General features: G+C 45.4%; 16 protein-coding genes. 7 read left to right on the plus strand and 9 right to left on the minus strand.

Annotated elements, in window-relative coordinates; genetic code table 11:
* Positions 1–10: 10 nt before the first annotated feature.
* From ACFSRY_RS02665 to ACFSRY_RS02675, 3 genes are all read right to left on the minus strand, one after another.
* The gene (locus tag ACFSRY_RS02665; RefSeq protein WP_377503195.1) at positions 11–580 is read right to left on the minus strand and encodes an anthranilate synthase component II; all 570 of its coding nucleotides are present in this window, start codon (positions 578–580) and stop codon (positions 11–13) included.
* 4 nt (positions 581–584) lie between these two features.
* Positions 585–1103, minus strand: coding sequence for a CvpA family protein (locus ACFSRY_RS02670; protein WP_377503197.1), 519 nt, complete (start codon positions 1101–1103; stop codon positions 585–587).
* A gap of 86 nt (positions 1104–1189) precedes the next feature.
* A complete protein-coding gene (locus ACFSRY_RS02675) occupies positions 1190–1651 on the minus strand; it encodes a GatB/YqeY domain-containing protein (RefSeq protein ID WP_377503199.1) in 462 nt (153 codons plus the stop codon).
* Positions 1652–1830: 179 nt separating this feature from the next.
* On the opposite strand from ACFSRY_RS02675, the gene ACFSRY_RS02680 reads away from it, so the two are divergent.
* The 6 genes from ACFSRY_RS02680 (at position 1831) to ACFSRY_RS02705 (ending at position 10779) form a co-directional block, all read left to right on the plus strand.
* Positions 1831–2544, plus strand: a complete 714-nt coding sequence (locus ACFSRY_RS02680) for a pyridoxine 5'-phosphate synthase (RefSeq protein WP_377503201.1) — start codon at positions 1831–1833, stop codon at positions 2542–2544.
* Entirely contained in the window at positions 2544–3572 is a 1029-nt protein-coding gene (mnmH, locus tag ACFSRY_RS02685; protein WP_377503204.1) for a tRNA 2-selenouridine(34) synthase MnmH, read from the plus strand. Before ACFSRY_RS02680 ends, mnmH begins: the two co-directional genes overlap by 1 nt.
* 2 nt (positions 3573–3574) lie before the next feature.
* On the plus strand, positions 3575–4624 hold the full coding sequence (gene selD / locus ACFSRY_RS02690) for a selenide, water dikinase SelD (protein ID WP_377503206.1): 1050 nt from the start codon (positions 3575–3577) through the stop codon (positions 4622–4624).
* Between the two features lie 72 nt (positions 4625–4696).
* Positions 4697–5467: an alpha/beta fold hydrolase gene (locus ACFSRY_RS02695; protein WP_377503208.1), complete on the plus strand. Its 771-nt coding sequence runs from the start codon at positions 4697–4699 to the stop codon at positions 5465–5467.
* Between the two features lie 212 nt (positions 5468–5679).
* Positions 5680–6396, plus strand: coding sequence for an SAM-dependent methyltransferase (locus ACFSRY_RS02700; RefSeq protein ID WP_377503211.1), 717 nt, complete (start codon positions 5680–5682; stop codon positions 6394–6396).
* A gap of 444 nt (positions 6397–6840) precedes the next feature.
* The gene (locus tag ACFSRY_RS02705; protein WP_377503213.1) at positions 6841–10779 is read left to right on the plus strand and encodes a PKD domain-containing protein; all 3939 of its coding nucleotides are present in this window, start codon (positions 6841–6843) and stop codon (positions 10777–10779) included.
* 218 nt (positions 10780–10997) lie between these two features.
* Here the strand turns inward: ACFSRY_RS02705 and ACFSRY_RS02710 are convergent, their stop codons facing one another.
* The 5 genes from ACFSRY_RS02710 to ACFSRY_RS02730 all read right to left on the minus strand — a co-directional run bounded on the left by ACFSRY_RS02710 (position 10998) and on the right by ACFSRY_RS02730 (position 21613).
* A complete protein-coding gene (locus tag ACFSRY_RS02710) occupies positions 10998–12545 on the minus strand; it encodes a SusD/RagB family nutrient-binding outer membrane lipoprotein (RefSeq protein WP_377503215.1) in 1548 nt (515 codons plus the stop codon).
* A 10-nt stretch (positions 12546–12555) separates the two neighbouring features.
* Positions 12556–15813 (minus strand): SusC/RagA family TonB-linked outer membrane protein, encoded by a 3258-nt coding sequence (locus ACFSRY_RS02715; protein WP_377503217.1) that lies wholly within the window; start codon positions 15811–15813, stop codon positions 12556–12558.
* Positions 15814–16653: 840 nt separating this feature from the next.
* A complete protein-coding gene (gene feoB / locus ACFSRY_RS02720) occupies positions 16654–18807 on the minus strand; it encodes a ferrous iron transport protein B (RefSeq protein WP_377503219.1) in 2154 nt (717 codons plus the stop codon).
* A 12-nt stretch (positions 18808–18819) separates the two neighbouring features.
* Entirely contained in the window at positions 18820–19068 is a 249-nt protein-coding gene (locus ACFSRY_RS02725; protein ID WP_377503221.1) for a FeoA family protein, read from the minus strand.
* A gap of 88 nt (positions 19069–19156) precedes the next feature.
* On the minus strand, positions 19157–21613 hold the full coding sequence (locus tag ACFSRY_RS02730) for a bifunctional UDP-N-acetylmuramoyl-tripeptide:D-alanyl-D-alanine ligase/alanine racemase (RefSeq protein WP_377503286.1): 2457 nt from the start codon (positions 21611–21613) through the stop codon (positions 19157–19159).
* 198 nt (positions 21614–21811) lie between these two features.
* Here ACFSRY_RS02730 and ACFSRY_RS02735 point away from each other — a divergent pair, with 198 nt between their 5' ends.
* Positions 21812–22762, plus strand: coding sequence for an EamA family transporter (locus tag ACFSRY_RS02735; protein ID WP_377503287.1), 951 nt, complete (start codon positions 21812–21814; stop codon positions 22760–22762).
* A gap of 53 nt (positions 22763–22815) precedes the next feature.
* Here ACFSRY_RS02735 and ACFSRY_RS02740 read toward each other — a convergent pair whose 3' ends face one another.
* Positions 22816–23112 (minus strand): hypothetical protein, encoded by a 297-nt coding sequence (locus tag ACFSRY_RS02740; RefSeq protein WP_377503223.1) that lies wholly within the window; start codon positions 23110–23112, stop codon positions 22816–22818.
* Positions 23113–23198: the final 86 nt, after the last annotated feature.

The raw sequence follows: 23198 nt of genomic DNA on the forward strand, positions 1-23198 counted from the left end.
ATACGATTAATTAGTCTGCAATATTAGCAATACTAACCCAATTTTGAAGCATTTGAAGGCCATAAGTAGTCAAGGCGGCCTCCGGATGAAACTGCAGTGCGTACAAGGGAAGCGTTTTGTGCCTGAATGCCATCAGCTCACCCTCAGCGGTATGAGCCAGTGGAACTATGTCCTGGGGAGTCTGGCGCAGCACCAGCGAGTGATAACGAACAACAGGCATCTGCAAGGGCAGGCCATTAAAAAGTGGATCCGGTTCACAGATTATCTGCGATACTTTCCCATGCATTGGCTTGATCCCCTTCTCTAGTTTTGCGCCGAAAAACTCGCCCAGCGCCTGGTGTCCCAGGCAAATCCCCAGCATAGGTACCCGCTCATGGAAGTAATGGATTACATCCATAAGGCTTCCTGCTTTCTGCGGCACTCCTGGCCCCGGTGACAATACAACTGCTTTAACGGGCAGTTGTTTAATTTCCTCAAGCGGCACATCGTTTCGCACTACCTCTGCCTTTACCCCTGCCTGCCCAAAGTAATCGACAAGGTTATAGGTAAAAGAGTCAAAATTATCGAGCAGTAGAAGCATGTAATTAAAAATGCTGCTTCAGCGAAAAAATAAGTGCTTTAACAAATGGCAGTACGTATCCAAGTATATCAAGTGCATAAGGGGTAGTCTTCAGCACTACCGGGTACACCATAGAAGCATTAGCGGTATCCTTTGATATGCTGATTCCTGCCATATCAGAAACGTAAAGCAACAGGCTTAAAGCCACACACCACTTCAGGGCACCCAGTATACTTCCCAGCACATTATCAAAGAGGCCGAAGGGTGTAAAGTCAATTACTTTTTTCAGGATAAGCCCCCCCACATGGATCAGCAGAATAATGCACACAAACACCACCAGGAAAGTGACATAAGGCAGAAGGCCATGGGCATCACCAATAAAGCCTTCCATAACCGGCAAAGCGGAATCTAAAAGCTTCAGACCTCCAAGTATAGCCAACACGAGCGCCACCAACGACACCAGCTCCAGGAGCAATCCTTTCCGGAAGCCCTGGAATGCACCATAAAGAATGGGCAAGGCCAGAAAAAAATCAAACGTACTCAAGGGTGAAAGATTTAATTACATGCCGTGAAGCTGCATCTATTAAATAACAACTGCACGACATGCATTAGTAGTTTAAAGTAACTTTATTAAAAGTCGGTGTTGTTAAGCAGTTCTCCAACAGCCGTTGATATAGCGCGTCCATCAGCTTGTCCGGCCAGTTCTTTTGAAGCAACGCCCATTACTTTACCCAAATCAGAAGGGCCAGTGGCTCCTACCCGCTGAATAATTTCTACAAGACGCACACGCAGGTCACCTTCATCTAATTGCTTTGGAAGATAATCTTCGATCACAGCTAACTCCTGCAGCTCAATTTGCTCCAGATCTTCCCGCCCTTGTTTGGCATATAGCTCCGCTGACTCACGACGTTGCTTTGCTGCTTTTGTCAGCAGTTTCATTTCTGTGTCCTTGCTTAAATCTTCTGTGCCGCCTTTTTCTGTTTCAGCCAGCAGGATAAGTGATTTTATACTTCTCAGAGCCTGTAAACGGGCTTTGTCTTTTGCCAGCATGGCTTCTTTGATGTCGGCGTTAATGCGCTCTTTTAATGACATAGTTTTATGTGGTTAATTCTTTAAACTGTTAAGACACTGCCTTTCGTAAGGCAGGGGTTTGTTTATACGAGTCTACAGCCAAGGGTATGGGTTATCATCTTAAACAAAAAACAACTAATTTTAGTCATTCAATTGTATCAGGACCATAAATGGCCTGCAAAGGCTAAAGAACTATACCCATGACGAAGCTGAGTGTAAATATAAACAAAATAGCCACGCTACGGAACGCACGGGGCGGCGACAGGCCAAATGTTGTGCAGACTGCCAAAGATTGTGAACGCTTCGGGGCAGAAGGCATTACAGTTCACCCGCGCCCTGACGAGCGCCATATCCGTTACCAGGACGTGTATGACCTGAAAGCCGTGGTTACCACAGAATTCAACATTGAAGGAAACCCTACACCAGACTTCCTGAAGCTGGTAAAGGAGGTGCGACCAGAACAGGCAACACTTGTTCCTGACGCCCCGGATGCCATCACTTCCAACGCCGGTTGGGACACCATAAGATACAAAGATTTCCTTACAGATGTAATCGGGGAGCTAAAAGGACTTGGCATCAGAACCTCTATTTTCGTAGACCCTGTAGTGGAGATGGTTGAAGGAGCCGCAGCGGTAGGCACAGACAGAATAGAGCTTTATACTGAAGACTATGCCCGCCATTACCACACTAACCGGGAACAGGCCATAGCTCCGTATCTGGCTGCAGCCAGGAAAGCACAGGAATTATCTCTGGGCCTCAATGCCGGACATGACCTGGACCTGGATAACCTGAAGTACCTGCACGATACGCTGCCAAACCTGATGGAGGTAAGTATCGGCCACGCGTTGATTTGCGACGCGCTTTACTATGGCCTGGAGAACACCATACAGCTGTACCTGCGTCAGCTTAAGTAATGGTTAACACGATAACTATACAAGAGTTTTTACAACGGGCAAAGCAACTGCCGGTGCTGGATGTGCGTGCGCCAAAGGAGTATGAGGCAGGCCATATCCCTGCCGCGCACTCCTTCCCTATTTTTGATGATCAGCAACGTGCACTGGTAGGAACAGCATACAAGCAGCAGGGCCATGACCCGGCTGTACTGCTTGGGTTGGATCTTTTCGGCCCGAGGATGTCTGGCTTTGTGAAAGAGGCCGGAAAGCTGGCAAAAGATAAAGAATTGCTGGTGCATTGCTGGCGCGGCGGGATGCGAAGCAGCGCCATGGCTTGGTTACTTAACTTTTCGGGCTTCAAGGTGCATCTGCTAGAAGGAGGTTATAAAACTTACCGGCACCTGATGCTGGAGCAGTTCAGCAAACCGCGCAAGCTGCTTATTCTAGGTGGCCTGACGGGTAGCGGCAAAACTGACCTGCTACCTTACCTCCAGCAACTCGGGCAGCAAACAATAGACCTGGAAGCACTTGCAAACCACAAAGGCTCCGCTTTCGGAAACATAGGCATGCCGCCACAACCTAGCACAGAGCATTTTGAGAACATGCTGGGCATACAACTGCTACAGTCAGATACGGAACAGCCACTATGGCTCGAAGATGAAAGTAAGACAATTGGCAAGGTGGTGATGCCGATTCAGCTCCATGAGCAAATGCAGAATGCCCCTGCCATTGTTATTAACCCTCCTAAAAAACTTCGCATTTATAAACTGGCCCAGGAATACTGCCAGACCGACAAAGCCATACTTGAAGCAGCCATACTCAAAATAAAGAAGCGCCTTGGAGGTTTAGCCACCAAGGAGGCACTGATAGCTATTGCTGAAGGCGATATGGAGAAAATGGTAGAGATTGCCCTATCCTACTATGATAAGGCTTACCACTTTGACCTGGCCAAACGGCAGCATGTGCTCGCTCTGGAGTTAGCAGGGATAGAGCCAGAGGAAAACGCTGCACAAGTGGTGCAGTTTGCAAAACAGAACAATTTACTATAGCTATGGAAAATACCGCTTCCGAAATAAAGCTTACCCAATACAGCCATGGAGCTGGTTGTGGCTGCAAGATTTCCCCCAAAGTACTGGACTCCATCCTTCATTCAGAGATTCATTACCCGGAGGAAAAGAACCTGCTTGTTGGCAACAGCTCCCGCGATGACGCCGCCGTTTATGATATCGGCAATGGCAAAGCTGTGATCAGCACCACCGATTTCTTTATGCCAATCGTGGATGATGCGTATGACTTTGGTCGCATTGCCTCTGCCAATGCTATCTCGGATGTGTATGCCATGGGTGGCACTCCTATGATGGCTATCGCTGTACTTGGATGGCCTGTTGATAAACTTCCGCCGGAGGTGGCCAGACGTGTAATAGAAGGGAGTCGCAGTATCTGCCATGAGGCTGGTATACCATTGGCTGGCGGCCACAGCATTGATAGCCCGGAGCCAATCTTTGGCCTGGCCGTAACCGGTATGGTGGATATCCGCAACCTGAAGCGTAACGATACTGCCACCGCGGGTTGTGAGCTTTACCTGACCAAACCATTAGGGGTAGGCATACTTACCACTTCTCAGAAAAAAGCCATCCTGAAACCAGAACATGCTCACCTGGCGCCGCAGCAGATGATGCAGCTGAACAAGATCGGTGCTGACCTGGGAACGCTACCACAGGTAAAAGCTATGACCGACGTTACCGGGTTTGGTTTGATGGGGCACCTCTCTGAGATGTGTGAGGGCAGCAACTTAACTGCTGAAGTACATTTTGATAAAGTACCCCTACTCCCTGAGGCACTGGAGTACCTGGCGCAGAAAGCAGTTCCGGGGGGCACAAATCGCAACTTCGACAGCTACGGCCATAAGCTAGCGGAACTTACCACCGAGCAGAAGCACCTGCTTTGTGATCCGCAAACCAGTGGCGGTCTTTTAGTGGCAGTTGATCCAACCGGACGTGAAGAAGTACTGCAGGTGTTTGAAAGGTATGGCTTACAGCTACAGCCGTTTGGCGTACTGAAGGAGCGCGATGCAGAGGAGAAGCTGATCAGGGTAATATAAATATCTACCTCCTTCTTACTTCCGTACTCTCTAAAACTGATCAACATTTACAGATTAACCACACCTGAAAAAATGAAACTACACTATAAGGAAATGGGCCATGGACAACCGCTGCTGATATTGCACGGTTTGTTTGGCACATTAGATAACTGGGCAACTCTTGCAAAGCGTTTGGCTGAACACTACAATGTATTCCTGGTTGACCTGCGCAACCATGGTCGTTCACCGCACAGCGAACAACACGACTATGATGCCATGGCAGATGATGTGTTGCGCCTGGTAGATGAGTTAAAAATTCCGACACCGGCTATCATGGGGCATTCAATGGGTGGTAAAGTTGCCATGAAGTATGCTTTAAAATATCCTACCCGAATAACGAAGCTAATTGTAGTAGATATTGCACCAAAGGCTTACCCGCCACACCACGATGAGATCATTGACGCACTGCAGTCCGTGGATTTAAGTTCTGCTACCAGCCGTGGAGAGATAGACGAGCAACTGGCGATACATATCAGCAGCGAGGATGTGCGCCTTTTCCTGATGAAGAATTTATACCGCAAAGAGGATAACACCTTTGGCTGGCGCATGAATCTGGATGCCATTGAAAAGAACTATGAGAAGATCGCAGCAGGTATTACTGCGGATGTTCCTTTCAAGAAACATGCATTGTTTATCAAAGGAGGGAAATCAAGGTACATTAAGCAGGAAGACGTGTATGGGTGCATTGAGCACCTCTTCACCCTTGTTGAGGTAGAAACCATACCAGAAGCAGGACACTGGGTGCATGCCGAGGCTCCTGACCAGGTGTATGATTTAGTAACTACCTTCCTTAGCACAGACTAATCAGAATCAGGATTTGGTCAATGAAATGATTAACAGGATGACCTTCTAAAGTATAGAAATGGTTTTAATTACGTCCAGTTCACGACACTTTTTAATCCTGCACATCCTTTTATCCTGGGAATCCTGATTCAGACAAACTGCCACCGCCGACAAAGCAGTGGCAGTTCTGTTTAAGCACAAACCATCACCAATTAATACCTTACCTTTGCTTCATGAAAAAGACCGGCACTTTATACCTTATCCCTACCGTTCTTGCTGAGGACACGGCAGAAAAAGTTATTTCGCCCCAGGTGACAGACACTGTGCGCCACCTCACCTATTTTATAGTAGAGAACCTGCGCACGGCCCGGCGTTACGTGAAAAGCATCTGCCCGGAGCTGGTAATTGAGGAGCTAACCTTTGTACAGGTTGACAAGGATGCAAGCCCCGCCCAGGTGCAGGCGTCACTGAAGCCGCTGCAGGAACAGGGTATAGACGCTGGTATTATTTCAGAAGCCGGTTGCCCTGGTGTAGCCGACCCAGGAGCAGAAGTAGTGAAATACGCCCATCAGAAAAACATAAAAGTAGTACCCTTTGCCGGTCCGTCAGCCATTCTACTGAGCCTTATGGCCAGCGGCTTTAACGGGCAGCAGTTTGCCTTCCACGGGTACCTGCCTATCGAGAAGCGTGACAGGCTGCAGGCACTGCGCCAGCTCGAGAAGGAGATGCAGCAACGTAACCAGACACAGATATTCATGGAAACGCCTTACCGCAACAACAAACTGCTGGAAGACCTGCTATCTACCCTGCACCCTGAAACCAAGCTTTGCATTGCTGCTAATATCACATCACCGGAGCACGAGTTTATACAGACGAAGAGTGTGCAACAGTGGAAAGGAAAGTTACCTGATATACATAAGCAGCCTGCGGTGTTTTTAATTTACAGGTAAGCATTATTTCCTCCCTCTCTGCTAGCTACTGGTGTTATACAATTCTCAATTGTAGTATTTTATTTAGTAGTATCAAAGGTGTCAGCTAACTGGTATTTAAACGCGGAAAAGTCATAACAGGGATAGCCGTTATGACTATATTTGTACGCTTTAATATTCACTGGCATTTACTCTTCTTTGATATACATGCGAATTAGATTTCTTCTTTGTGCCCTTTTTGCTTTAAGCGTCTTTATTTACTCTTTTACTTCTGCCCAGAGTTTTAAATTCTTCGCAACAGAAGCACCTGCTCTGGCAAGTCCTGATAGTATAGGGTTTAAATTAAAAGCAAACACTGGCGCAGAGTCTCAGCCACTCCTCTTAAGCAGCAGCTCCTCTTCTAGTAGCAAGGGAAATAGCAGAACGGCTGCCGGATACTTGTGCGGTGGCTTGACTTATACATTTATGAATTCCGGGCCCGAAAACTACACTTACCAGTGGTTTGTTAATGACAAGTTTGTTGCAGATAGCTATAACCTCACCATAACCTTAGATCATAATACAGTTTACAACATAACCTTAGTGGGAAGTTATGAGGGACAATCAGCATCTGTATCCCAGACTTACAAAACTGAACTTGGTCCTTTTACAGAGCCACTACAGGTGAGTGCAAGATCTGCGTTACTTTGTAAACCTGGCCTTGCTACTTACATTGATATAGTCGACCATGGGCCAAACCCTAATACAGGTACTGTCTATGAGTTGCGGCAGGGCGACCTGCTCATCGATAAAATAATTAACACGGGCTCAAACAGCTTATTTTTTTATGTTTCAAACCTTCAGGAGACAACGGCATATGATATCCTTGCCTACCGGTTAACTCCTTGTGGCAACTACTCTACCTCACAGGCTGTAACGGTAGAAGTACTCCCAGAACCTGATCTTACTTTAACAGTTGAGCCTTTAAAGAAATATTGCCCTGCCGGAGAAAACTTCGAAGTTGTAATTAAAGGCTCACAGGAGGGGGTAATCTATCAACTGGATGGCCATACGGAGTCATATGCCGGTACAGGAGAGGACTTAGTCATACCAACAAAATATACTCCCCCAAGTGCTTCTCCTGATGGATGGAAGCTTGAGATCTTAGTAATTGCAACACCAGCACGGTGCCCCGGCACTCGCTATATACTACAGAACAAAGCAGTACTAGAGGTCGCTCCCTTATCCGCTCAGTTTACTGTTAACGAGCTCCTTCTTTTTCCTGATCAACCCCTTGAGCTTACTAATACATCAGTCGCTGAAAACTACAGATGGTTGATAGAAGACGGGCAGGAAACGACTGAGTATACTGTAGCTACGCCTCCCCCCTTTCATTTTAAAAGTCTCGGCAATAAAAAGGTAACGCTCTACGCGAGCAATGCTGCAGGCTGCACAACTCAGTCATCTGTTAACGTTCAGGTAGTAGATCGCGCGCCGCTTAACGAGGCACTCCTATCCTGTAACAGTCAGACCATCTCCCAAGAGGAAAATACTACAAACAAGACTAAAACTGTACTTGCATCACATACAGATAAACAAGGCTTTGTTTATCATACCGGATTTAGCGCAAGGATAGAAAGCTATTCCTTTAATACCAGGTACTTTTACTTTTTTGTTGAGAAGTATGATGCTGCTGGTCAGTTAATCTACCGCAGAGAACAGGACCGGTTCTCCAGAAGTAACAGTGGAGCTTTTGGAACCAGCCTTGTCACCGATTCAGAAGGCAATCTCTACTTAGCAGGCACCTACTCTACTACCTTTAAAATTGATGGCCTGGAACTAAGCCATGAGGCACGCTACAATGGCTCCGTTGGATTTATTTTAAAACTTGATGCCTCTGGAAAAGCGGAGTGGGTTGTAAATGTAGATTCTTACGAACCATCAGGCTACTCGTATTTCACAGACTTAGCCATTGGGAATGACGGGAATGTTTATACGACGCTTTTTGCACACCGAAAAGCTACTGTCATATTCAGTGATAAACAGAAACTAAGTTTTAGCGCAGAAAACGAGGCAAACATACTCTACCTGTTGCAGCTAAATACTAATGGAGAGTTACTACATAAAACGCCCGTTTTACCACCTGACCAAAGTGCCTCCCAATCTAGATCAATAACAGGTGTAGGTGGTTTTGCCTCGCACTTCGCTTCAATGATTCCAGCTGGGCCTAAACTTAGGGCTGATGCTCAAAACAACATTTTTGTAGTGGGTGCCCTTCTTGGTACAGGTCAGACTATGACAGTCGGGGAACGTAGTATTGGCAGTTCACCTCAGGGTACGGAAGTAGGTTATGTTTCACAGTACAATATTGACAGTGGCTGGCAGAACTCCTTTAAAACATATACACTTACAAGTGTTTTCTCTTCCGATAGCAATTTAGATGCGGAACCGAACCGGCAGCTTACCACTCTTACCCAGGACGGCATTTATAATGTAATCAGTTGGCAGAACCCTGAAAGCTATCAGACACCTGAGTTGAAATTAGGGAGCGCATCTTATGATAACTTTAAAGGCGGCTCATGCCTTATGAAGTATGACTATGAGGGCAAACTTTTGTGGCATAGCTTTCTTAGCAGCACTTCTGTCAGCGACATGGCACTCAAACCGGATGAAAGTGAAGTGATTCTGTTCGGTACAGCCTATAAGGCTAGTACATTTACCTCTGATGGCGCTATACTTGGATTAAAGGCCACACCTGAAACAAGTCTTTTTCTGGCGAACTATAGTAGCCTGGATGGTAAGTTACAATGGTTATGGCCTGGTATAGCTGAAAGTCAGAAAGCTATATCGCAGACAGCTACTGTAAATAGCTCCGGGGTTCTTTCATTAACTTACCAGGCACCTTACTCACAGGAAACCTATGCTACTGCATCACAAACTGTTGCCTTATGGGGAGACTGTGGACAGCAGAATGTAAAATTAAGCAACACCAAAGAAATAATTTGTGCCGGTGGTAAAGTACAATTAAATGTTGAAGGAGGCAATGAAGGCTACACCTGGCTGCCATCCACTGGGCTCAGCAGCACTAACATAGCCAACCCAATTGCCACCCCTGAGGTAACAACCCTTTACACAGTTGTAACCCGTACTGCTACCGGAGAAGAAGCATTTAGACAGGTACTCATCAAAGTAGACAATCCTATAAGTCTACAACTGGATTTTGAGGCAAAGACACAACCGGACCTTCAAGCAACATTCAAACTAATTAATCATGATCCGGAAGACAAAGTAGAGTGGAACATGGGAGATGGCACCACATACAGTACATCGAAATACATTCCTGTAGAAGCCATTTCTCATAACTATGCCAGCAGTGGCACCTATACCGTCTGTGTTAAAGTAAGTAACAGTTGCGGAGATAGAACTGTTTGTAAAACTATCACAGTGCCGTGTACTGTTCCTGTTGCAGAGATAAGCTACAGTAACGAAGAAGATAATTATACCTTTTCTTTTGATTCTGAAGAAGAAGTAAGCTCCTGGGAGTGGCGGTTCAGTGACGGAAGCTCCAGTACAGAACGCACTGTAACAAAGCCACTACCATTGGGCTGGTTTACTGCAGAACTTCTTCTAACGAATGATTGTGGCACAATTAGTAAAAAAAGATCTATACAGCATTGCCCTAATGTAGCCAGAAGCATAGAGTATACCCTGAAGGATCTAACGGCAACCTTTATGGCCAAAGGTGTTCCAGACGATTACATTTTATACTGGGACTTTGGGAATGGCAACAAAAGCTATGACAAACAGCCTACTTACACCTTCTCTTCTAATGGGGAACATAGAGTAAACCTGATAGTAAAGCAGAATTCCTGTTTTACAAGTCTCAGCAGCCAAGTAACGGTTAACTGCCAGCCTCCCGCCATAGATTTTACTTACATTATAGATAAGGATAAGACGCTCACGGTAAATTTTTCACCAACTATTGATTCTACAAATATTGAGTTTCAGTGGGAATTCGGAGATGGCTCAACGAGTATCAACGCAGCCCCTGTTCACAGTTACCAGAGTACCGGCAATTATACTGTCTGCCTTAGGATAAAAACAACTTGCGGTATAAGGAGTGTCTGTCAACAGGTAAATATTCCTACTGGCCTGTTGGATGATTATGAGCATAAGCTTCTGAGTATTTTCCCTATTCCAGCTAATGCAAAGCTCCATGTTAATGTAAACGAAGAACTCTTGCCGCGCGCCACTAGCCTTGAAATATTTGATTCTATTGGCAGGAAAGTAAAGCAACTTCAAAGAGCAGAGATTCAATCTGAATTGCTTATCCAAACCGATAAGTTTTTAACTGGCACCTATTTCTTAAAGCTTACCTGTAAGGATGGCACATATTTGATCAAACGGATACTCATTTTGAACTAGAATAACATAACATCTGATCCTAAACAACAAATAATTTAGAAGATAATACTTCATTATACTTATCTATCAAGCTTTAAATCCTCTTTTACTTTTATACTCTTTATCTACAGGTGTTATTTAAAAGAAAAGGCCCCCGGAAACCGGGGGCCTTTGTCCAATGAAGAAGACTACTACCTAGTATTCTTATCTATCTACTTTATTAACCAATTATCTCATTGTTAGTCAACATCCCACCAAACGTGAGCTGTGTTTGTATCCTTGGACGGTGTTAGCCCTGAAAGACCAGCCTGATAGTTAGTTGCATTAAGGTTGGCCTCTTCAATAGGATACAGGTATCTTGTCGGGATCATACCGGCATTCTGGAAATCAGTGGCAGGAATTAGGTTTGGATACCCCGTTCTTCTCCACTCAGCCCACGAATCAAAAGCCTGGCCAAATAAAGTTTTCCACTTCTCCTCGCCAATTACCTGTCTCATACCAACTGTAGCGGCATCAGCAAGACGGGCAGCAGCATATGCTGGGGCTTTCTCACTTAAAGCTTTAATTTTATCTAACTCTTTTGTATTTCCTGCCTTTTCAGAAATTTCCTGAGCCGTTTTAACATTATGCGCCTCTAAAGTTTCAAAAGACATTATAATACCTTTCTCTAGCATTTCAGCAGCAGACTCATTAGTCCAACCGATCTCGGCCGCTTCAGCTCTGTTCAGGAAAGTATAAGAGGCTGTCATCACTGGAATGGATGAGGTGTTGTTCCAGTAATAATTACCAGAAACCTGGCTTTTATCTTTACCACTACCATCTGCGAAGCCGTAAGGCACACCTTCTTTTGTTGCTGACGTTGCGATTACGTCTATTCTTGCATCAAAAGTAGTATTCGATGTAGGGTTTAAAGATGTAGCAGCAGGATCACCCTGTAGTGCATCTATAAATTCACCAGCCAAGAAATAGTCACGTTGTCTGTTTGCATTCCAAGGATTTCTAAAACCTGTCAGGTCTTCATACTGAAACCAAGCTTCTTCCTTCACGTCGTCTATAACACCAGCAGGATGCTCTAGAGCGGCTCTAAATTCACCAGCAGCATCAATTGAGCTCTGAGCATCTACTTTAGATAGCTGTAGCGTGGCTTGCAGAAGCAAAGAGTTTGCTAATTTCTTCCACATGGTAACGTTACCATTGTAAAGGATGTCGCCAGTAGGCTGGTTTTTAGAGGCATCCAGCATATCTCTGCCAGCTTTCAACTCGCTGATAAGCTGCTTATAAATTTCCTCCTGTGTATCATAAGCCGGAGTAATATTGTCCAAGCCCTGGAAAGCCTTTGAGTAAGGCACTGCTCCATATGTGTCCGTTACACGTTTGATCACCATTGCCTTCATGATCATGGCAACACCAATCTGGTTTTCTGGTGCACCCTGAGCATTCAGAGCCGGACCGTGATTAGCCTCGTTTTGGTTAAACTTAACCACCTGGTCCAGGTTGTTAAGAACGTCCACATAGTAGGTATACCATGATGCAGGCACCTGTGAATAAAGCATCTCATCTACATATGTTACCTGAGATTGATATTGCACATACAGTGTTGGCTGCATTAAGCCTTGCCTACCAGTCATGGTTGCATAAGACATAATGGAGTTAGCTAATAACCCTGCAGGAGATGCCACTTCAGAACCATTCAGGTTTTTGTTTGTGTCTCCGAAGTCTACGGTATCACAAGCAACGAAACCCTGTGCCAGTGATGCGCATAATAATAAATATATAATCTTTTTCATTTTCCCTGATTTAGAAAGTTAACCTCACATTTACACCATAGCTTCTTGTTCCTGGTACCTGTCCGTTCTCACCGAAAGTCTCAGCCAACTCAGATGGATCCCAACGATGCACGTTGTCATCAGATACAGCAATCAACCACAGGTTTCTACCAACAACACCTACTGTTGCTCCTTTGATGAAGAAATTCTGCTTAAGCAGGTTGGAGATATCATAAGATAAAGCCACATCTCTTAACTTTATAAAGCTTGCATCGTGAATGAACGGCTCAGCTAGTCTGTTACCGTAGAACTGGTTGAAGTAAGTTAAAGCAGGCACATATGTATCTACCTTCTCACCATTCTCGTCAACGCCTACTACATGCACACCACCGCCATCAGCAACAGCATCACGTACGTTGTTACCTTTATCGTTCAGAGCGGCTGTTTCCTCAAGAAGACCTGAGTACTGGCCCCACTGCTCTGTCAGAGAGAAGAACTTACCACCTTTCTGGTAGTCAATAGAAGCTACAAGAGAAAGACCTTTATAGCTCATTCTGTTTAACAAACCACCTGTGAAGTCTGGTAATACACTACCAAAATACTGGTTACCAACTGTTTTGTATAAGCCATTTGACTGAAGGATCTTGTTGCCATCCTCGTCTCTTGCAAAGCCAGTACCTCTTAACTGTCCCCAGTTATCACCCAGCTCATGAATAACAGAGATGAAACCGAAAGCAGAAGAACCGCCAGGAGCTGTAATAGCATCTAAGCCTTCTGGTAAAGCCTCAACTGTTGTTCTGTTACGTGCAAAGTTGAACGTAGCGCTCCAGTTAAAACCGTCTGCCGCCCTGATGATATCACCGTCTAAGGCAATTTCAATACCTCTTCTGGCAGACTCACCGGCATTGGTGAGATAAGCGTTATATCCAGAAGCTTTTGAGATGCTTATTGGAATAATCTCATCCTTTCTGCTCTCATTATAGTACGTAAAGCTTAAACCAATTCTGTTTTCGAAAAACTTAACATCAAAACCAGTTTCGAAAGAAGTATTTCTTGCAGGCACAATATTAGGGTCAACAAGAGTGCTTGGGCTGCTCATTAAAACTGTCTTACCCATGAATGGCTTATCTCCGATAGGGTAGATTGGATTGATGCGGATTGCGTCTACGTCGTTACCAACCTGTGCCCAGCCAGCTCTTAGTTTACCAAAAGACAGCGCATTGAAATCAACAAGTTCAGAGAAGATCAAGCTACCACCTATAGAAGGATAGCTATAGCCATTCTTATCAGCAGGTAGCGCAGAGCTCCAGTCTCTTCTTAAGCTCATATCAATGTATGCCATATCCTTGTAACCGAAAGAGGCATTACCGTAAACACTTCTTACTTCTTTCTCATATAAGAAAGGACGTGGTGTTGGTACCTCACCAGCATTTGAGAAGTCATACAGGTCAGGAATGATCAATCCACCAGCCTTGGCTCCTGGATTCATCCATGCCTGAAGGCTCTCAAAATCATCTTTCCTGATGTTACCACCAATGAAAGCAGACAGGTCAAAGTCTCCGAAGCGGTTTTCATACTTTAACAAGGAGCTAAAGTTGTTCTCTGAGTTAGATCTGCGATACTTACCAAAGCTGTTAGACCAGGCATTGTAAAGCTCAGGTGCTGCAGAGTTAGACAAATAGAATGGCATGAAAAATTCTGACTGATACTCTGTTGCAGTTCTGGAACCAGTTACTGAGAAATCCCAGTTGTCATTGATCTCATAATTAGCAGTTAGAGCACCTGTGAAGTTGTCATGACCTCTTGTCTGCTTATACTGCTCGAGGAAAGTGTATGGGTTGAACCAGAAAGCTGGTTTTTTGAAACCACCACCATAGTAAGAGTAGTAGTCAGGACCCCACCAGTTCCAGGATGCAGAGTGGCCATCTGGCGTCTGAAGGTCTTTTAGCTCTCTTAGCTTATCAATCTCAACGTTACGAGCAAACCAGGAGTTAAAAGAACCCGAAGTCTGGTTACCATAACCGTCATCGAAATCACCAGTAATTGAAGAGGTTGTATAACGGATATTTGTGTTTACAGTCAGTTTTTCCGTTGCTTTAAACTCAAAGTTTGTGTTTACGAAGTGCTTGTTTAAGCCAGTATAAGGAGTGATACCGTCCTGGTCTAGGTTAGTGTAAGCTAAACGAGCGTTAAACTTATCTCCACCACCACTAATAGCAATACCGTTCTTCAAAGTAAGGCCAGTGTTGTAAAAGTCTTTAATGTTGTTTGCCTGTGGAGACCATTTAGCAGTTTGTCCGAAATATGGGTTCGGGTTCTCCGGAGTTCCCTGCCACCATGCATACCATGGCACATATTCTTCGTTATCAAATCTTGGACCCCAGCTCTCATCAGCGTAGTTATCATCCCACTGAATGTAGCGCTTGCCATCAAAAACCTGCCACTCAGGTCTGTGAATCTCTGGATCGAATTGGAATGTAGCGAAGGCATCTTCTCCTGAATAGCCCTGACCATAAAGGTTCTGGTACTTAGGAAGTCTTGCAACTTTATCCCAGGTTGTAGAGTTTGTTAGTTCTACTGAAAGAGCGCCAGTTCCTTTCTTAGTAGTAATAACTACCACACCAGACTCAGCTCTTTGTCCATATAATGAAGTCGCATTTGGTCCTTTCAGCACGTTGATTGACTCCACGTTTTCCATATCGATGTCGTTCGGATCCGGAACCGGAACACCATCCACAACATAAAGTGGATCATTGTCACTAGTCAGAGATATAGCACCTCTGATACGTACCTTTCCGAACTCACCTAACTTAGAACCAGCCTGACCGTTGATCTGCACACCTGCCACTTTACCGGCAAGAGCGTCTTTCACGTTAACGCCCTGCGTAATGTTCAGGTCTTTTGCATCAACTTCCTGAGCAGCATAGGTAATAGTTCTGGCTTCTCTTTTTACGCCAAGAGCCGTTACTACAACTTCAGAAAGTTGCTCTGTGTTTAGAGGTAATGCTACGTTAATGTTTGAAGCATTACCAATAGCACGCTCGATATCACGATAGCCTATGAAGCTAAACTTGAGCGTATTTGATCCTTGTGGCACATTTAAAGTGTAAGTACCGTCAGAGGATGTTGCAGTACCCACAGATGTACCTTTAACCAAAACCGTTACACCGGGTAGCGGCTGGTTTGTGGAGGCGTCAGTCACCTTACCGGTAACTGTCCTGCTCTGGGCCATCGCCTGATGCATCAGGACCGAGACCAGCAGGAAGGTCAGCATTAAAAGTTTTTTCATTGCGCTGTTTGTTTAAGGTAAGTGAATATTAATTATTGTTTTATTACCGAAAGGCTCAAAAGGCCTTGTTCAGCCAATATCTTGACCTTTGCTGCAATGGATGGGAACAAAACGTCAGCAACGCAGTAGACAATAAGCGGGAAATTATTTCCTTTTTCCGCGACAAGTAGTTACAGTTACCACTTGTTTGTCTATTCACCCAAGCAGCAAAGCACCATAAAACACAATTCCGGTACAACCTAATCACAGCATTGCATTCTACAACAATGCCTGAACAGGTAGCACCAGCTCTACTTCTATCTTCAAAATTCAGTTTAACGAGACAACATAGAGAGCCATTCTAGTGACAAAAGACAATAGAATCCCGTCAGAACAAAATTATTCTGAAATTTTAATGGAAGAAGATGGTTATGGAGTTTGCAGCCGAAAACGCTTATGAAAAAGGGCTGGGAATAGACTTCTTAGAGAGTAGTGGTTTTTTCATATTTACAACTGTTTAAGGTGAGATGATTAACAAGTTTAATGAATTAAGTTCATTTTAGCAAAATATTTCTCTACAATAGAAAGAAAAAAGTTACAACATAATTTTTAGTTATATAGCAGCTATTTACATAACATACTAATTACTAATAACTTGAAAATAGGGTACTAAAACTCAGGAGATGATCAAATAGCTTCAGGAAAAAACGCTTGTGCAAAAGCTTCTGCAGCTATTCTGCGGTAGTATACGCAGCAGATAAAATTTTGGCGAACAACTGAGAGGGAAAACAGCATTTACTTTACTGAAGCAGCACTAAACCAGCTGCTTCAGTAAAGTAAATTTTAAAAGGCAGGCTTCTATTAACTAAAAATTTGATAGGTGATGAAGGCCATCACGTAAGCCAGGCCACTCATGTATAGCAGCTGCGCCAATGGCCATTGCCAGCTCTTGGTTTCCCGGCGCACAATGGCAAGCGTACTCACGCATTGCATCGCAAAGAGGTAGAAGATCATCAACGAAAAAGCACGGGCAGGGGTAAAGAAAGGGTCCCCGTTCTCATCCTTCTCCGACATTAACTTGTTTTTGATGGTACTTACATTCTCCTCCTCCCCTATACTGTAGATGGTGGAAATGGTACCTACAAATACTTCCCGTGCAGCAAAGGAAGTGAGCAGGGCTATGCCTATCTTCCAATCGTAGCCAAGTGGCCTTATAACAGGCTCAATCGTACGGCCGATAATGCCGGCATATGAAGACTCCAGTTGGTGCGCATCAATCCTGTTTTCTGTTTGCACCTCCGTCAGGTTCTCAGCGGCAGCCTCCTTCAGTGCTTTCTGGCGGGCAACCTCAAAATTATCTCCGGGGCCGTAAGATGCCAGCACCCACAGAATAATTGAAACAGCCACAATCACTTTACCAGCCTCAAAGACAAACGTCTTCGATTTCTCCATGATAGTAATCCCCACGTTCTTCCAACGAGGCATCTTATATACCGGAAACTCCATGATAAAGTAGCTTCTCTCACGGGCCTTTAAAATCGTTTTTAACAGAAGGGCAGAGAAAATGGCAGCCAGGAAGCCAATCAGGTAAAGCCCCATAAGCACCAGGCCCTGCAGGTTCAGGAACCCCAGGTAATATTTCTCTGGCACTACAAGAGCAATGAGTACGGTATACACCGGTATGCGTGCAGAACAGCTCATTAGCGGCGTCACAAAAATTGTGATCATCCGGTCTTTCCAGTTCTCAATGGTTCGGGCAGACATAACAGCAGGCACGGCACAGGCCACACCCGAAATCAAAGGCACTACGCTTTTACCATTGAGGCCGAACTTGCGCATGATCTTGTCCATCATGAACGTAACACGCGCCATATAACCGGTTTCCTCCAGTATGGCGATAAAGGCAAAGAGAATGGCAATCTGCGGCACAAATATAAGTACGCCTCCTAAGCCGGCAATCACTCCTTCGGTAAGCATATCCACTAAAGGACCCTCAAAGTTCTCCTGAATCAGGCTATTGAGGTTGGCAATGCCAAGATCAATAAGATCCATGGGATAACTTGCCCACGCAAAAATGGCTTGGAAGATAAGGAACAGGATGACAAAGAAGATCAGGTACCCAAATACCTTATGCGTCAGCACCTGGTCCAGCCGGTTACTGAACTTCTCATCTTTTACTGCCTTCTCTACACGCACCACATCCAACAGCAGTTCGTTGATGCGAACATACCTGGCTATGGTTTCATTAGCCTGTAAAGTATTTGATTTGAAGCCCTCTGAATCCAGCTGCTCATCCAGCCAGACACCATCCTCTTCCGGCAAAAATCTTAGATTCTTGTACTGATGGGCATAGTGCAGCGCCAGGTACTCTGTGCTAAGGCCAAAGCGGGCCTTTATATTTTGCAGCAACGGCACCAGCCCCTCCGGTATCTCATAGAAAGAAACAGGGGTGGGCTCCAATTGCTGCGTCATAACTATCTTAAGCGCTGCAACACCGACACCCTTACGTGCATTCATGGGTATTACGGGTACCCCTAGCTCACGCTGAAGAGCATCCACATCTATTTTAACGCCTTCCTGTTCAGCTACGTCCACCATGTTAAGTGCCAGCACCGCCGGAATACGCAAGTCGGCCAGCTGCGTGAACAGCAGCAGGTTACGCTTCAGGTTAGAAGCGTCAGCAGTAACAATAACCAGGTCAGGGTAATGTTTGGAAGCGGGATCATAAAGCAGGTCTATAATTACCCGCTCATCCAGGGACTTAGGGTATAGGCTGTAAGTACCGGGTAAATCTATGATTTCCGCTCTTAACGCAGGGGTAAGCTGGCTGTAGCCTATTTTCTTATCTACTGTAACACCCGGAAAGTTGCCGACCTTCTGGTTTAGCCCGGTAAGCTGATTAAAAAGAGAAGTTTTTCCTGAATTTGGATTACCTATTAAAGCAATTCTTGCCTCTGTCTTGCGTACAAGGGGCTGCTCTACTTTAACTTTTTCAGGCTGGGTAACTACAGTCATGCAAATGAATTACTATTTAAGCAAAATAGTCTCGGCTTCGTCTAATCGTAAAGAGAGGGTGTAATCATTCACGATGATGGTGATGGGATCTCCAAAGGGGGCACGGCTGTTTAGCTTAACCTCTGTGCCTGGAATGCATCCCATCTCAAGCAGCTTTAATCCCATTTCTGGATCCTGAAGGCAACAAATTACGCCGCTCTCCCCTATATTCAGGTCACGTACACTCTTGCGCCCCTGCTGCTCTTCTGTCGTATTTCGCACCTCTGTTTGTTTTTATTTAGACTGTTTATAAACAACTGCAAGTTACAAGGTGTTCAACACTAAAGCAAAAGATTTATAGATTTGGAGCTTACTCTGAATAAAATACCCGCTTCACCCGGGAGCTAACGTTAGTCAGCAGTTCATAAGGAATAGTGCCAATGCTCTTTGCCAGCTCTACGAGCGTTAAAGCCGGCCCGAACAAGATAGCTTCATCTCCTGCAGTAACAGGCAAACCAGTAACATCAATCATACACATATCCATGCAGACGTTGCCGATAACAGGACATCTTCTGCCATGTATAATTGCATGCCCCACACCATTGCTGAAGCGGCGGTCGTAACCGTCAGCATACCCAATAGCAATGGTGGCAATCTTCTTGTCCTGATCTGCTGTTCCCTTGCGGCTATACCCCACCGTCTGCCCTTTCTTGATAGCTTTAACCTGGGAAACAGTGGTCTTTAAAACACTAACAGGCCTGAGTGCCTCCTGTTCTACCCCTGTGGCCTCCACCCCATACAGGCCTATTCCCAACCGTACCATGTCCATCTGGTGCTCCGGGAAACGCACGATACCTGCAGAATTCAGGATGTGCTTCGTGACCTGGTAACCAAGCCTTGCCTCCACCTCAGCGGCCATACTTTTGAAATTAGCGATCTGCAGCTGCGAATAATCGTTATGCAAGGCTTCGTCAGCACCGGCCAGGTGGCTAAAAGCGCTTACGACCTGCACCTGTGGATACTGTTGCAGTAAACTAAAGAGCGCATCAAAGTCTTCTGGTAAAAAGCCGAGCCGGTGCATACCTGTATCTAGTTTCAGGTGAATTCTATAAGAAGAGGTAGCCACTACAGATTTCAGTAAAGCTTCCAGCAGCTCCAGCGAGTATATCTCCGGCTCCAGGTTATAGTGCTTAATCTTAGAAAAACTATCTGTAGAAGGATTCATAACCATGATCGGCAAGGTTATACCATGCTCCCGCAGCAGCACGCCCTCATCGGCGTAGGCCACGGTAAGGTAATCCACCCTGTGAAACTGTAGCAGGTTAGCCACTTCAAAACTTCCACTTCCATAGGCAAAGGCTTTAACCATTACCATCAGCTTTGTGTCCGGGGCGAGCTTGGAGCGGTAGTAGTTCAGGTTATGCACCAGAGCGTCCAGGTTTACCTCCAGTACCGTACCGTGTACTTTCTGCTGAAAAGCGTGCACAATCCTTTCAAAACCAAAAACCCGCGCACCCTTCACCAGGATCACCTCATCCCGGAAGCTGCCTGCATCAAACTGAGAAAGAAAACTTTCAGTGGCTGTGTAAAATTCAGCAGGCACTTTGAACAGGCTTCTGTACTTACTGATAGTGGGCCCTATAGCTATCAACCGTTCTACCCCCCGTGCCTGCACCAGTTCTGCTACTTTTGTATAAAGCTTTTCCTCTGCCAACCCTGACTCCAGCAGGTCAGACAGTATAACGCTATGTTTACCCCGCTGCGGCTGATTTACCAACAGGTCCAGTGCAATGGCCAGTCCTGCTAAGTCATTGTTGTATGTATCATCAATGAGGTAGCAGCCGTTGATAGCCTCCTTCATCTCAAGGCGCATTGCTACAGGTTGCAACCGGTCAAGCCGGTCCTGTATCTCAGAAATAGAGAGATTGCGGTATAACAGCACAGCCAGACAATGAAGAACATTTTCAATGGAAGCTTCATCAGTGAACGGTACAGCCAGCCGCTGCTTCTCACCATGGTAACTGAAGACGATGATGGTTCGGTGCCCTGCAGTAGTAACTGCTTTTATTGAAAGGTCTGCCTCCTCCTTTCTTGACCAGGTAAACGAGTGGATCTGTCGGGCCTGCACAGCCTGGTGTAAATCTTCGTAGTCAGCGCAATAGAAAAGCAGTTCAACATTCTTAAACAACTTGAGCTTCTCCTCAATCTTTTGCTGCCGGGAAGAAAAGCCTTCATCGTGGGCGCTGCCAACATTGGTAAAGATGCCCATGGTGGGCTGAATGATATGCTGCAGCTTCTCCATCTCGCCGGGCTGCGATATGCCTGCTTCGAAGATGCCTACCGTGTGATTTGGCTCCAGTTGCCACACACTCAGCGGCACTCCCAGCTGTGAATTGTAACTGCGTGGGCTTTTCACAACCAGTTCATCCGGACTAAGCAGCTGTGCCAGCCACTCCTTTACGATGGTTTTGCCATTGCTACCGGTTATGCCAATTACGGGAATGTGAAACTGCGCCCGATGCCATGTCGCAAGCTCCTGCAGTGCTTCCAGGCTGTTCTCCACCTGAAGGATGTTTGCTTCAGGGTATAGCCGCGACAGCTCCCTTTGCTCCCCCTGTTCTACCACAAAAGCCCGAACTCCCTGGCTATAAAGCTGCTGCAGGTATTTATGCCCGTCATTAAACTTGCCTTTGATTGCGAAAAAGACTGACCCTGCAGGCTGGGATAGTTTGCGGCTATCTGTAAGAAGATGCGCGACAGGAGACTGTTGTACATGTTGCACAACCTTACCACCAACAATAGAAGTGATCTGCTGAAAAGTGAGCATAGGATTGGGTATTACGTACATCAAAGATACGTTTTAGTAGTTAAGAGACGAAAGCGAAGCCCTATGAGTTAAAGAAAACCTCCGCGGCTACGTTTGGTTGACCACACCCAGTCTGGTGACAACAACAAAAACAGTGTAGCAACACATAAACAGAATTGGCTTTGATTACCTTTGCAAAATTTCATTCCCAGAGATTACTTGGATACTTCGAATAAAAAACCATATTATGCAGCAGGGCTTGCTGCTTTTATAATTTGGGGATTCATCCCTTTTCCGCTCAAGGCCTTGGCAGCTTACCCAAGCGGACAAATATTATATTTCAGAGTAGCTTTGTCAGTTGCTCTGCTGTTGGTGATTTCAGGTCTGTTCCGACGAAAGCGCATAAAAGAAACGTTTAGGCAAGTAAAGCAAAGCCTCCCTCAGGAGAAGCGGAAGTTTATACTTTTCACCACCCTTGGGGCGATCTTACTTACTGTAAACTGGCTGCTGTTTATATATGTAATAAATCATATTAATATTCAGACCGGGTCATTCTCTTACCTGCTTTGCCCGATCATTACAGCAGTACTGGGCTTCCTGCTTTTAAAAGAAGAGTTGCGATCAAACCAGTGGGTTGCCATTGGGTTAAGTGCCATTAGCTGTGCGCTTATAGGTTCCGGCGAAATAAAAAGCTTACTATTCAGCCTGATGATCGCCCTGACTTACGCCTTTTACCTGATCTCGCAGCGCATTCTGAAAGAGTATGATAAGATTGTGCTACTGACGCTCCAACTCCTGCTCTCTTTTGCACTAATAGGTCCCTTCTACAGCTTCTTTAATGAAGGCCCTGCAACGGATCTGACCACACACTTCTTCCTGAATGTTGCTGTTCTGAGCGCTGTGTTTACAGTGCTGCCCTTGTTCCTGAACCTTTATGCACTGAAAGAGCTTACCTCGGGTACAATTGGCATTCTGATGTACATCAACCCAATCCTGAACTTCCTGATGGCGTTTCTGTACTTCAACGAGAAAGCCTCTTTGCTACAGGTCCTTGCTTACCTGATCATTTTTGTCTCTGTGATCATCTACAATATTAACCTGAAAGGCCGGAAAAAGAGAGGAGATGGCCTGGTGATACCACCTGTTGGCACCACCGCTGTGGTAAAATAAAAATTGCCCCACCAGTAGCTCTTACTGGTGGGGCAATTCAGTTAAAGGTCAACTTATTGGTTTTGTCGTCTCTTCCGCTCGTCAAGTTTTTCCATGGCTCTGGCGGCAGAATCCTGGTTAGGACTCATTTCTCCAAATCTGTTAGCCTGCTGAGCTGTTTCAGACGTATCTCCTATTGGAGCAGGACGCGGTTCATTCAGGTTAGCCGCTGCTGGATTACCTTCAACTATAGCTTCGGCTGTGCCGGTGTCTTCGTCAATGTCGGTATCCTGCTGGCCGCAGCCAAAGCTTACAACAGCAAGAAAAGCTATTGCAGTACTTGTTTTAAATATATTCTTTAAGGTCTTCATGTCGGTTCTGATAATTAGTTCTTAAGGTATTTTTAACGTCTGCAACGGTAATAAGTTATCTGACAGCCTTCTATGGCGGTCACAGC

It is taken from the genome of Pontibacter locisalis (assembly GCF_042684605.1).
GTDB lineage: Bacteria > Bacteroidota > Bacteroidia > Cytophagales > Hymenobacteraceae > Pontibacter > Pontibacter locisalis.